Raw genomic sequence first — 13,380 nt, forward strand, 5'->3', positions numbered from 1 at the left:
CGCCCGAAAAAACTTCCCGAACCCGGGCCATTCTTGCGCCGACCTCGCTCAACCGCAGCACCCGACGCGACATCGTGACCCGCCGGAGACCTCCGTCCGGCTGAGCTGGAACAGCGTCCGATGGGCCTCGAAACCGAAATCGTCACAGTATGGAAGAAGGCGGAAGCGCTCGACATCCTCGACCGCGCGCAGGTTCGCCCGCTCGTCCTCGGCGGCGGCGTCGAGACGGAGTCACGGAACACACTGACCGCCGGGGCCGACGAACGCGGAACAACCGTGGTCGCGGCGAAACGCGCCGGACGCGGAGTCGAGCAGTACCTGGCCGAGGAGATCGTGCCCCTCCTGCGGGCGTACGAGTTCTGTCCGGTCCGGTGGGCATGCGCTGACCGGGACCCGGGAGTTCCTCGGGGAGGAGCGTACTTATCCGACCGGGCCCGACAGTTCGGCCAGAATCCCCTCGGCACTGCGGGCCGCCGCCCGGCAGGCGGTCGCGGTGGCTTGATCTGCCAGCGGATGGGCGGCCCGGGTACGCCACGTGCGCACCGCGCTGAATGCCGTGGCACGCACCGTCTCCAGGTCGACGTCGGCGGGTAGTCCGAGACGCAGGCGGGCGGCCACGCCCGCACCACCCAGGATGCGATGGAGGTCGGCGAGAACCGGTGGCGGCAGCGGGAGTTCGTCGGTGCGGAGCCGACCGAGCAGCCGCAGTTCGGTGAACCCGTGCACGTCGGCGAGCCGGGCGCGGACCCGTGGCCGCAACAGGTCGGCCTCGGTGCCGGAATAGGCGACGAGGATGCGGTCCAGGGTGCTCAGCGCCGAATGCGCCTTCAATTCCTCGGCGCGCTGGCCGAACTGGACCTCGAGCACCGAGCGCAGTTCATCGATACCGCTGCGGGCGGCCAGTTCCGCGGCGAGCGAGGACGAATCCCGGACCCCGAGGCGGATCAGCATGGTGGCCATGCGGATACCGAACAGGCCGAAGCGATCCGCCAGCTGCGCACGCAGTTCCGGCGCCACCGGCAGCGCGATGTCGGCGCGGGCGAACCGGTCCGCCGAGAGCAGGGCGACACCGAGATCCTCCGCGGGCACCGTGGCCAGCGCCTCGAACGCGGCGAACTCCGGCTGGCGCAGGGTGGACGCGGCGAACGCGAGCAGCCCCGCCACCGGAATCACCGCCTGGCACAACCCGGTCCGTTCGAGCTCGCCGGCGAAGCGGGCCGCGACATCACGCGCGGAATGCAGCGCATCGATGCGGCCCGCGCCGATCTCGTCGGCGCGCGACACCACCCCGATCACACCGAGCGGTCCCCCGCCACCGGCGCCGGCGCCGATCTGTTCGAGGAACTGCACGTCGGTGGCGTCGAGGCGGCGCAGCAGGTAGACCACGGCGTCCGCGCCGGGCGCCGCGATGGCCGACCCGCGCGCATCGGCGCCGGCCACGGCGGGCGTGAGAAGCCGCGCGGTGCGCAGCGACACCTCGCGCGAGAGCGACGAGGTGCCGGGGGTATCGATGATCGTGGTCTGGGCCAGCGCCGCCGAGGGCCACCCGACCTCGAGATGATCGACCTCATGGGGACGTCCGCCGTCCCAGTTCAAAGCGCTCAGGTCGAAGGTGAGGCCGTGCGCGCCGGTGCCGCGGCGCACGATCACATTGGCGCGGGCCCCGTCGGCCGCGTGCGCGGTCACCGTGGGGGTGGCGCCGTCGCGGTACCAGGTGACCACGCGGGTGCATTCCGTGGCATCGGTCGGGGCGACAGCCTGCCCGACCAGCGCGTTCAGCAGCGTCGACTTGCCCGCTTTGATCGAACCGGCCAGCGCGACGCGCAACGGCTCCCGCAGACGGTACTCACACTCGGCGAGCAGGGCGCGCGCGTACTCGTCCCGGCCGAGTATCCGCGCCGCCGCGCCGACCAGCTCGTGCGCTTCGGCCAGGATCCCGGGTTGGGCCTGCGGCGCGGCGGTGTCGAAACGGTGGGTCACCCAGATACCGTACCGTCGGCCCGTCCCAGCTCGGCTTGCATGGAATCCGCGTAGCGACGCAGCTCGGCGACGGCGGTCAACTGACGTTCCAGGACGACGGTCCGCTCGGCACGGTGCGTCGCGGCCATCGTCGCCGCGTCCTGCGCGGCCCGCAGCGACGCATCGATCGAGCGCAGGCTGCGCTCGGCCACCCCGGCGAAATGGTCACGCAAGGCGCGGTGGATACGGTGGAGCCGGTCCTTGGTGTCCTTACTCGCCTGGAACGCCACGTCGTCGAGGAACCGGCGCACCTCCGCGTTCCCCTCGACCCGGCGACGAGCCAGGCGCGCGGACTTGTCGTCGCGATAGGCCTTGCCACCCACGATCAGTCCCGCGCCGAGGGAGATCGGGTTCAGCATCGCCAGCCCGGCGAAAGTGGTGGCCAAGCCCACCATCAAGACGCCGCCGTAGGAACCACGCATACCGACCAGCACTTTGCTGGTGAAACCGATGTCCGGTTCGAGGTCGGCGAGGGAGCCCGAGCTGGCGAGCTGGCGCTCGTCGTCCATTCCGGCGTGGACGTCGGGCAGATCGACGGCACCGACCTCGGCGAAATGACCCGCGATACGTTCGGCGAGCAGTTCGGCCCGGCGATGGGTGAGCAGGAGGTTGTCACCGAGCGCGGTGTCTACGGCGCCGGTGAGCCATTCGGCGATCGCGCCCCAGTGCCGCCCGGGGTCGTGCTCGTCGATCCATTCCTGGCCGGTGCGGGCAACACCGCGCAGGCGCTCGCGCAGGTCATGATCGACATCACCGACGAGATCGGTGATGCCGTCGGCGAGAGTCTGCTGCCAGCTCGCGGTTCGCCGCTGCAGGTCCTCGGCCGCCGCGCGGGCCGACTGCAGCTCGTTGACGGCGGCCGAACCGAGCGCGGGATCACGCAGCGTGACCAGCTCGCTGCCCAGCGCGAGCGCCAGATGTTCGGCCGCCGAGGACAACTCACGGGCGACCGCATGGCGCGTGGCGGCATGGTCGCGGGCCACCACGCGATCGCGCAGGAAGCCGAACAACACACCGAATCCGGACTCCGCGCCGAGCTGCGCGTCCTGCAGACGCAGCGCGTGCGCGCGCAACAGCGCCGAGACCGGGATCAGGGCCACATCGGCCTCCGCGCGGGTCAGGTGCGCGCGATCGGCCTCGAGCACCTGGTGCCAGTGCGGGTACAGATCGGTCTTGGTGAGCAGAACCGCTACCGTGGGGCACAATTCGCGGATCTGACGGAGGAAGGTGAGCTCCGGCGCGGTGAGCTCGGTGGAGGCGTCCGACAGCACGAGCACGGCGTCGGCGGCGGCAGCGATACCGAGAACACCTGCGGCGCAAGCATTTCCGTGGCCTCCGACGCCGGGAGTATCGATCAGCACGACGCCGTCGGCCAGCAGCTGGTTGGGCAGTTCCGCCTCGATCCGCACCACCTGACGGCCCTGGGCCAGTGCGCTGCGCTGATCGACCTCGCCCAGCTGGTCGAACGGGATCTCCACCCGCGTCTCATCGGCACCGGGGGCGGTGAGGACCAAGAACGCGCGCTGCTGAGCACCATAGGACAGTTGCAGTGGGAGCACCGTGGTCGTGTCGTCACCCACCCGGCATACGTCCAAGCCGAGCAACGCGTTCACGAACCGACTCTTGCCCTGGCCGAGTTGCCCGGTGACCACGATCCGATGGCGCGGATCGCGCACCCGAACCGCGACCGTCTCCAAGCGCCCGACCAGATCGTCACGGCCCGCGGCACGGGCCGCTGCGACGGTGTCACTCAACACCGTCGTCAGCGGCACCGCGTTCGGTGCGAGAGTCCCCATCGCAGCGCCCGTTTCGCTCAGTGGAACAGTCCGTCGGTGTGGGTGTCCACACCGGTTTCGGCGACAGTACTCGACTCACCGAACAGCGACGCGTCCCCGCCGCCGAGAGACGAACCATGCAGGCCGGACCCGAACGCACTGGACACGTCGACCGAGGACCAGGTGTCCGCGGCGGTGGTCACCGCCCCCTGCGCGGTGCCACCGAGCGCGCCCGACGTGTCGGTGTGGGTCGTCGAGGTTCCGGTGAGATCGCCGGTCACGGCGGTGCTGCCCTGGGTCGCGCCGCTCACCGTGCCGCCGAGGCCGCCCGTGAACTGCGAGCTGCTGCTCGCCGCGCCGGACAGGCCCGTATCGGCGAAGCCACCGAGGCCCGCGCCCGCGTCGGCGGCACCGTCCAGGCCCGCCTGCGCGCCGGCGGCCATCGAACCCGACAGACCGGTGCCCGCATCGGCAAGGCCATCGAAGCCGGACTGGGCGCCGGCGGCCATCGAACCCGACAGACCGGTGCCCGCGTCGACCACACCGCCGAGACCTGCCTGAGCGCCACCCGTGGCCGAACCCGCAAGGCCGACACCGGTTTCCGCCAGACCCGACAGACCCGACTGCGCACCGCTCGCCACCGAACCCGACAGCTCCGCACCAGCGGTACCGGCCAGGCCGAGGCCGGAATCCACGGCCGCGCCGAATCCGGTCTGGGCACCGGCGGTCAGATCGGCGCCGAGGGTCGCGGCGGTGTCGAGGCCGCCTTGCAGACCGGCACCGGTCGTCGCGGACAGGCCCGTGTCCAGCCCGGTCGAGACCTCGCCGGCGCCGGTGATCAGTCCGTCGATCCCGAAGCCGCCGCCCGCGCCGCCGGACAGGTCACCGAGCAGTCCGGTACCGGCCGACGCGGCACCACCGAACCCGGTCTCCAGGCCGGTGCCGAATTCCGCGCCTGCGCCGACGGCGCCGTCGAGACCGGTGATCGCGGTGGTGGTCGCGGCCGCGCCGAGACCAGCCGCCGCCTGCGCCCCGGCCGAGGCCGCCGCGCCCAGTCCTCCGACCGCCGTGGTCGCGCCGCTCACGCCGGCGTTCAGCCCGCCGCCGAGCTGAGCGCCCGCATCCGTGCCGATACCCGTGGCGCCGTCCACCAGCCCGTCGAACCCGGCGGTGAGGTCACCACCGGCACCGACGGCCCCGCTCAGGGCCGTGTCCAGCCCGATGCCGAGAGCGCCACCGGCACCGGCCGCACCGGTCAGCGCGCCATCGAGACCGGCGCCCACCGCGCCGTTCAGGCCAGCCGCGAGATCCGCGCCCGCACCGAGGGCACCATCGAGACCGGCAGTCGCACCCAGAGCGCCCTCGAGACCCGCGCCTACCGCGCCGTTCAGGCCGGTGGCAAGGTCGGCGCCCGCGTCAACGGCACCGTCGAGACCCGCGTCTACCACGCCATTCAGGGCGCCGCCCGCACCGGCAACCACGCCAGTGCCCGCACCGACCACACCATCGAGACTCGCCCCCGCACCGAGCGCGCCCTCCAGGCCGGCACCTACCGTGCCGTCCAAGCCGGCAGCGAGGTCCGCACCCGCACCTACCGCGCCGTTCAGCGCACCGTCGAGACCCGCGCCAGCGCCGATCGCACCGTTCAACGCACCACCCAAACCGGCAGCGAGGTCGGTACCGGCGCCGACCGCACCATTCAGCGCACCGCCGAGGCCGGCAGCGAGGTCAGTACCCGCGCCGACCGCGCCATCGAGGCCGACGCCGATCGCACCTTTCAGCGCGCCGCCGAGGCCGGCAGCGAGGTCCGCGCCCGCGCCGACCGCGCCGTTGAGGGCGGTGTCCAGGCCGATGTCAGCGCCGAAGACGGTGGAGAGGTCGGTGGCCAGGCCGGTATCGATGTCCACGTTCGCGCCGGTGACAGCCGACAGGGCAGCTTCGAGACCCGCGCCGACCTGGGCCGCGGCTCCGGCGACGGCCGAGGCCGCCGCGCCCAGGCCGACGTCGAGGCCGATGCCGAGCTGGGCGTCGGCGCCGGTCGCCGCCGTCACGGCGGCGGCCGCGGTGGCCGTCGAGGCGAGGGCGGCACTCGTGCCCGCCGCGGCACCCGCCGCCACGATCGCCTGCAACTGGGAGCCGCCGCTGACCAGCGCGGATTCCGCCACCATCGGGGCGACGGCGGAAATATCCTCGGGCGTCACGTCGAGCCCGGCCACGGTCAGTGCCTGGCACGGGTTGGCGCAGTAGGCCGCGGCGGCCTCACGGTCACGCAGCAGGTTGAGGATGAATTCCAGAATCGCGTTGGGTGTCATCGAGATCAGCTCCTCCAGATCATGGGCGGTACTGCCCGATCCGTTGTCGTTGGAATGTCTTTCACGCTAGGTCGGCACGTCGTTACAGGTAACGGGGCGAATGCCTAGTTCACGGTCCACGGTGCCCGTTAGGGGGACACCACCGATTAGGGGAATTTCCCCGTACTTGCCCCAGCACAGGTAACAGCTGCCCCCTAGCAACCGACAGTTCGAGTGGGACGCCGACCACCCCGGCGATCTCGTTGTACTCAACATTTCCGGTCCGCCGGAAGTCCTGCGAACGGGGTTGTCCAATGACAGAGCGGCTGGCGCTCGGCATTACCGTCGGGGCCGCGAATTCGGTCGCCGCGGCCACCACGGCCGACGGATCCGGAACCACCGTTCGCGCGCACCACAGTGCCCTGCTGCTGGGCGCCGACGGCTCGACCGGCTTCGCCGACGCCGCCCAGCACGCGCGCGGCGTAGTGGTCGACGACTACCTCTCCCGGGTCGGTGACCCGGTGGACCTGCTGGCGGAGGACGGATCCAGCCACAATGCGGCCGATCTGGTCGCCGCCGCGACGCAGGCATTGGTCACCGAGCTGGCCGGCCCGGGCACCGAGGCGACGATCGTGTCCTGCTATCCGGCGTGGTGGCCGGAGCGGTCGGTCGAGACGACGCGGGCGGCCCTCACACGCGCGGGCCTGCCCGAGGTGACGCTGGTGCCCGAGCCGATGGCCGCGGTGCGCCGATACGAGATGGAGAACGGCCTGCTCGACGACGGCGCGCTGGCCGTGTACGACTTGGGCGCGAGCGGCCTCACGGTCACCGTGTTACGCACCGGCGACCAGGCCGGGATGCTCGGCGCACCCCTGCACAGTACGGCTGTCGCCGGGATGGAATTCGATCTCCTGACGATGCGCTATGTTCTGGCAAACGCGCTGGGCGATCGGGATATCGATCCATTCGACCCCGTTGTCGAAGCGGAATTGTCGGCATTGCGAGCCCGCTGCAGAAATGCGAAAGAAGACCTCTCCAGAATTACCGCGACGGTGATCCCGGTGGGCATGCTCGCCGCCGGACACACCGAACAGGTCCGGCTGACCCGCGGCGAACTCGAAGATCTGCTGCGCCCGATCCTGCTCGACTCGATGAGCCTGCTGCACGACGCGGTGCGCCGCGCCGGACTCACCATGGGCGATATCGGCCGGGTGCTGCTCACCGGCGGTGGTGGCGCGATCCCCCTGGTCGCCGAGCTGATCTCCACCGAGTTCGGACTGCCGGTCGCCGCCTGCGCCGATCCGGCGTCCTGCACCGCGCACGGCGCGGCCGAGATCGCCCTGGACGTGGCCGCGGTCTCCGTGCCTACCGAGGCCATCCCGGCCGCTGTCGTCGCGGCGCCGGTGGCGGCGGCTCCGATGGCGGCGGCTCCGGTGGCCGAGGGCATCGCGCTCCCGACGACCGAATCCGCCCCCACCCGGATGTTCACCGCCAAGCGGGCAGCGATCATCGCCGCGGCCGCGGTCACGATGGCGGCCTTGGCCACCGGCACCCTCGCCCTCGGCGGTGTCACGCCCTCCGCGCCGACGGGGCCCGCCGCGACGACGAGCGCGCCACCGGTGCCCGGCGCCGCCTCCACCAGCACCGGTGGAGCGTCCGGAACACCCGCCGGAACCGACTCGACCGTCGCCGACTCGACCCGCCCCGGCGCGCCGGGCACCGCATCGCCGACGGGTGCGAGCCCGGTGGGCGCTACCGAGGCGGGGACGCCGAGCGGCGCGCCCGCGACGGCCGGCAGCCCGGCTCCGGTCGGCACGCAGGCGGGCGACAGCCCCGCACCGGCCCCCGCACCCGGGCAGGCCACGCCCGCCACGCAGCAGCCCGCGCCCGCCCCGGCACCCGCGCCGGCCCCGGCACCCGCGCCCGCCCCGGCTCCCGCACCCGCCCCCGCGCCTGCTCCGGCACCCGCTCCCGCTCCCGCGCCCACACGGCCTCAGCTCCCGCCCATCCAGGTGAACCCGGGCGACCTGCTCGACGGTGTGGGTGGCGCGGTAGACGAAACCCTCGAAACGGGCACGCAGCTGCCAGGCCAGATCCTCGGAGGAAATGGTGGCTGACATCGCCTTGGATTCATTCCCCGGCGCACGAACCGTCCTCCGCGAACTCGATACCGCTGACGACCAGCCGGTGCTGCTGCTGATCCGTGGCCGAGCCGGAACTGGAAAAACAGTGCTGCTCAACGTTGTTCGCTCACATCTGCGCGAGCGTGGGATCCCGATGACGGATTCGGTACTCGACGACCCGGCCGACCGAGCTGTCCTGATCGCCGACAACGTGCATCGATACAGCTCCAACGACCTGCGAAATCTCTGCGCGGCCATCGAATCCGGCCGCCGCTCGGTGGTACTCGCCGCCCAACCGCGCCCACACGATCGCCGACTACGTGTCCTGTCCGACATCGTGTCGCGACACGGCCGCACGGTGGAGCTGCGGGCGCTCGGCAGCGGCGACACCGCGTCGTTCGCCAGGGAACTCGGCGTGGCGGTGTCCCAGCCACTCGCTCTGCGCATCCATCAGCTGACGGCAGGTATTCCCGGTGGAGTCGTCGCGGCCCTGGCCGCCGCCCGCACGGCGCCGCTGGAGACCTGCGTGACGGCCGTCGACGAGGCGATCACCGCGTGGACGCGATCGATGCTCGACGCGGCGGAACCCGACCTGCTCGACGCGCTCGTGATCGCCGCGACCGGAACCGGGCTGGACGCCACCGAACTCACCGAGGTCCTCGGCGTAGACACCGCCACCGCCCACGATCTGATCGACCGCGCGCGGGCAGGCGCCTTGGTCACCGACGCCGACCTCTTGCTCACCCCCGCGGTGGGACCGCTGCGCATCCTGCTCGGAGATCGACGCTACGTCGAAGTTCAGCGCCGCCTGCTCGCCGCGCGGATCGACGCTGGACTGCTGCGCGACTGCACGGCGCTGATCCTGGCCGAGTCGGGCGTGGTCGACCCCCGGCTAGCCGAATTCCTTTGTCGCGCCGCGGAGAAATCGGGACACCCTGCGCGCTACTACGCGGCCGCGTCCGCCGCGGGCGCACCCGTCGAGTCGATCGCGTTGCGCTGGGCCGAGGCCGCCGCGCGGGCAGGCGACGCCGACACCGCTCTGCGGCTGGCCCAGCCGCTGCTCACCCAGGACGGCATCTCCGCCACCGAACTGGTGACCGCCGTGCGCGTCTGCGCGGCGGTGCTCACCCGGCGCGGCCTGGTGAGCCGCGCGGCCGGGTTGTACAACTGGCTCGGGCCCGATCGCGTCGGCGCCGATTGGGCGCCCGCCTCGATAGTGCTCACACTGGCCGGGGAGACAGCGGCCGCGACCCGCATGGCCGCCGCGGCGCAGCTGTGGCCGCCGACCGAGGCCGACGCGGGCGCGCGGCTCATCGCGGGCGCGCTGCACGATTCCCTCGACCCCCACGGAACCGGCACGGCCACGGCGATTTCCGCGCTCATCCAGGCAGGCAACACCGGTACCGACGATCGATATCTCCCCTGCTCGGCCGTCTCGATCGCCACGCTGTTGTGCCTGGGAACCGGCGAGCCGCGCCGGGCGGGCGACGCGCTGCGCCGGGCGGCGGGCCGGGGGGCGGGCCGTCAGCTCCCCGTCCTCACCGCCTGGGCCGCGTTGCTCGGCGGCGACGAGCAACACGCCGCGAACACCCTCGCCGAGATCGACATCGCCACGCTCGAACCGCGCGATCAGCTGCTCGCCCACGCGCTCGCCGTTGGGCTGGCCCGGCGCGGGGGCGACCACGCGGCGCTTTCGCGCGCATGGCAGTCCGCCAGTCCGCTGTTCGACGAGCTGGAAGCCGACCTGCTGAGTCTGCTGCCGATCGGCGAGCTCTGGCTGGCCGGCATCCGGTTGCGCGATGTGCGCCGGATCGAACCGCTGATCGACGCGGCACGCGGACTCCTACGCAAATTGGGCCGCGCGCCGGCTTGGACCAACCTGTTCCACTGGTACGGCGTCCAAGCCGCGCTCGCCGACGAATCACCGAGCGATCTGCTCCCCCACGCCCACGCGCTCAAGACCGCCGCGGCGGCAGGCGACCAGCAGGCCGCCGCGCTGGCCGACGCGGGCCGCACGTGGGTACTCGTGCTGCGCGGCCAGGTCGCCGCCGCCGAGGTGCAGGCCGCGGTGTCGGCACTGGCCGAGTTCGGCCTGACCTGGGACGCCGCCCGCCTGGCCAGTGAGGCCGCGCTGGCCGTCGGAGATTCCGCCACCGCGACCACGCTGCTCAAATTGGCCCGCTCGGTTCGCGCCCGGGCCCAGCCGGTGGAACAGCCCCTACCCGCGGTGCAGCCCCTGCCCCACGGTGCGGACGGGCCCGCCCCGCGGCCCCCTGCCACGGCCGCGCTCAGCGATCGCGAGCGCGAGGTTGCCGAACTGGTGCTGCTCGGTCTGACCTATCGGGAGATCGGCGCACGGCTGTACATTTCCGCCAAAACCGTGGAGCATCACGTCGCGCGAATCCGACGCCGGATAGGCGCGCGCTCACGATCGGAATTATTGTCAATGCTCCGCGCCATGGGACACGGTTCACTGCTGGTGTAACTCGACGCGGACGACGTCGACGCCCGAAGCGAGGTAAACCGGATGGCCACTGGGGTCGGCCTGCGCATCGCCGATGACGAGTGCATCGCCGCGGTGGTCACCGAGGACGGCACGGTGCGAATCGTCGAACGCGACGCGCTGCTGCACATGTCCGACGAGGGCGACGCCGCGCTCGGCGGACCGGCGCCCACCGGGCACGCGCACTCGATCTCCGGTTTCGTCCGCGCGATCGGCGATCCGGCGGGTATCGATGTCGACGGTGGCGAGGCCTACCGCGCCGAGGACCTGCTGGCGACGGCGATGTTCTGCCTCATCGATCTCACCACCGAGCACCTCAGCGGCCCCGCCGAGTTCTACGCGACGCATCCGGCGCAGTGGACCCCCGAGGTGGTGCGCGGCGTGCGTGAGGCGCTGGACTATCTGGGCCTGAAGTCGGTGGCGCTGCTGGGCGAGGACGAACTGCCCCCGCCCGCCGAGGGCGTCGATCCCGGCCGCTCGTTCGCCACCGCCGCCGCCGAGGCCGCGCTGGTCGCGGTGCTGGCGACCCCGGCGGGCGCGACGCCGCCCGATCCGATCGTCACCGAGAACTCCCTCGTCGTCACCGACGTGATGCCCGCGCTGGCCCGGCCGGCGGCGACCGCGCAGGCCTACTCGGCGGCGATGCCGGTGACGGCGCAGCCGACGAAGGCGCTGGCCACCCCGACCTCGGCCATGCCGGTCGTGGTGGTGGAGCCGCAGGAACCCCGGCGCAGCCGCACGCCCCTGCTGATCGCGGTCGCCGCGCTGATCGGCTTGCTGCTCGGCGGCGTCGCGGTGTCGGTGGTGCTGCGCGGTAGCGAGACGACCGCGCCGCCGCCGATCTCCGACGCGAGCCCGGAATCGCTGACGGTGACGCCGACGCCCCAGCTGCCACCGCCACCGCCGCCGGTCGTCGAGTCGACCACGCGGGCACCGGTCGTCACCACGACGCCCGAACCCGAGCCGGAGCCCTCGACCAGCACCGAAGCGCCGCCGACGACCACACCGGAGCCGACGCCGTCGCCCACCTCGACCCCGCCCGGCCGCAGCACGACGCGCCCGCTGCTGCCGTTCCAGACGTACCCGCCGGGGTATCTGCCCTCGCCCATGCGGATTCCCGGCTACAACTGATCCGGTGCGGGGGTACGGTAACCGCGCCCTTCGCGCGCCCGTGCCCTAGAGTGATGCGCTGATCGACATCACAGCCGCCGGCGGTGTTCTCGATCACTCGTGCCGACGAAGGGATTTCATGCGCAAGTTGGTGGCGCGTCGCGCCGCAGTCAAGGCAGCCTCCGCCGGTTTCGCCGCGACTGTTCTCCTGGCACCTCTGTTCGGCCCCGGCATCGCGACCGCGGAACCATCAGCGCCCCTTCAGCTTTCGGCCGACGCCTTACCCGCCGAGCTGGTGACCGCCCTCTCGCGCGACCTCGGGATGACCCCGACCGAATACCTCGACCGTGCCGCCCGCGCCCAGCAGCTGCGTGACTACGCCAGCGATTTCCGCGCCGAGAACCCCGACACCTTCGCCGGTGCCTGGATGACGCCGGAAGGCAAGGCCGTCATCGCCGTCACCAACGCCGAGGCGGGCAAGATCGCCGCGGCCGACGGCTACCAGACCCACCTCGCCCCGATCTCGGCCGGCGGCCTGGAGGGCGCGCTGGTGCAACTGGCCCAGTGGATCGCGAGCCTGCCGCGCGAGATCTCCGCACCGATCAGCTCCATCGCCATCGACGCGCTCAACAGCCAGCTGGTACTCAACATCGCCAACACCGGCCCCGGCCACCTGCTGAACCTGCCGACCCTGATCGCCACCATCAAGGTGGTGCTCTCCCCCGGCGGCGGCGGTCCGGTCGAGTACAAGCCGATGGGCGGCGACACCTACATCACCGCGACCAAGGACCTGCACGACACGACGCTGCGCGGCGTCGACGTGTGCTCGTTCGGTTTCAACAGCACCGACGCCGCGGGCAACGCGCTCAACATCTCGGCGGGCCACTGCAACCCGAACGTCGACAACGGCGGCACCGCGCCGGTCTACGTGCCGAACGTGCGCGACATCCCGAACAGTCCCGAGGTCGGCGCGTTCGCCAAGGCCGTGCTCGGCGGACCCGCCGCGCTGGACTACTCGGTGATCAAGCTGAACGAGCGCGCGATCAACGCGGGCATGGACCAGCCGCGGGTGCGCGGCGCGAACGGGACGTCGCTGACCATCACCGGCACCGCCGAACCGGTCACCGGCGCCCCGGTCTGCAAGACCGGCCAGTCCTCGACCTTCACCTGTGGTTTCGTCTCGGCGGACCATGTGGAGACCCAGCTGTTCACCGCCGAGGGCGTCAGCAAGACCATCCGCGGCTTCGCCAGCAGCGCCTGCACCCTGGGCGGCGACAGCGGCGGCGCGATCGTCACCGGCACCCTGGCACTGGGCATCACCAGCGGCTCCAACGCCGCCGAGGCGCCCAACTGCACCGAGGCCAACACCCAGCTGGCCCCGTACGGCGGCACCGCCTCGCTCGGCGTGCCGATCCGGCCGATCCTGACCGATATCGAAGCCACCTCGGGCGGGGGTCTCGGTAGCGGGATCGCCGTGCGCACCAAGCCGAACGCGGGCTGACCTCACAACGAATCGCCGGACCGGACCGGGTGAGCGAAATCTCTTGCCCGGTCCGAGT

Annotated in this window: 7 protein-coding genes; 4 read left to right on the top strand and 3 right to left on the bottom strand. The window is 72.1% G+C overall.

Annotated elements, in window-relative coordinates; translation table 11 throughout:
- Positions 1-420 precede the first annotated feature (420 nt).
- Genes ACIO52_RS30565 through ACIO52_RS30575 form a run of 3 tightly spaced genes read right to left on the bottom strand, consistent with a single transcriptional unit; the run spans position 421 to position 6,106 of the window.
- Positions 421-1,980, bottom strand: a complete 1,560-nt coding sequence (locus ACIO52_RS30565; protein ID WP_402648753.1) for a dynamin family protein — start codon at positions 1,978-1,980, stop codon at positions 421-423.
- Positions 1,977-3,815 carry a dynamin family protein gene (locus ACIO52_RS30570; protein WP_402648755.1) on the bottom strand — a complete coding sequence of 613 codons (1,839 nt, stop codon included), beginning with the start codon at positions 3,813-3,815 and terminating at the stop codon, positions 1,977-1,979. Before ACIO52_RS30570 ends, ACIO52_RS30565 begins: the two co-directional genes overlap by 4 nt.
- Positions 3,816-3,832: 17 nt before the next feature.
- Complete coding sequence (locus tag ACIO52_RS30575) at positions 3,833-6,106, bottom strand: IniB N-terminal domain-containing protein (protein WP_402648757.1); 2,274 nt, start codon at positions 6,104-6,106, stop codon at positions 3,833-3,835.
- A 293-nt stretch (positions 6,107-6,399) separates the two neighbouring features.
- Between ACIO52_RS30575 and ACIO52_RS30580 the strand changes: the two genes are divergently transcribed.
- The 4 genes from ACIO52_RS30580 (at position 6,400) to ACIO52_RS30595 (ending at position 13,322) form a co-directional block, all read left to right on the top strand.
- Positions 6,400-8,202 carry an Hsp70 family protein gene (locus ACIO52_RS30580; protein ID WP_402648760.1) on the top strand — a complete coding sequence of 601 codons (1,803 nt, stop codon included), beginning with the start codon at positions 6,400-6,402 and terminating at the stop codon, positions 8,200-8,202.
- Between the two features lie 160 nt (positions 8,203-8,362).
- Positions 8,363-10,693, top strand: a complete 2,331-nt coding sequence (locus tag ACIO52_RS30585) for a LuxR C-terminal-related transcriptional regulator (protein WP_402648763.1) — start codon at positions 8,363-8,365, stop codon at positions 10,691-10,693.
- A gap of 42 nt (positions 10,694-10,735) precedes the next feature.
- The gene (locus ACIO52_RS30590) at positions 10,736-11,842 is read left to right on the top strand and encodes a hypothetical protein (protein ID WP_316572970.1); all 1,107 of its coding nucleotides are present in this window, start codon (positions 10,736-10,738) and stop codon (positions 11,840-11,842) included.
- Between the two features lie 118 nt (positions 11,843-11,960).
- Positions 11,961-13,322, top strand: coding sequence for a S1 family peptidase (locus tag ACIO52_RS30595; RefSeq protein ID WP_218716743.1), 1,362 nt, complete (start codon positions 11,961-11,963; stop codon positions 13,320-13,322).
- The last annotated feature ends 58 nt before the right edge of the window (positions 13,323-13,380 follow it).

Source organism: Nocardia sp. NPDC087230 (assembly GCF_044744725.1).
Taxonomy (GTDB): domain Bacteria; phylum Actinomycetota; class Actinomycetes; order Mycobacteriales; family Mycobacteriaceae; genus Nocardia; species Nocardia canadensis.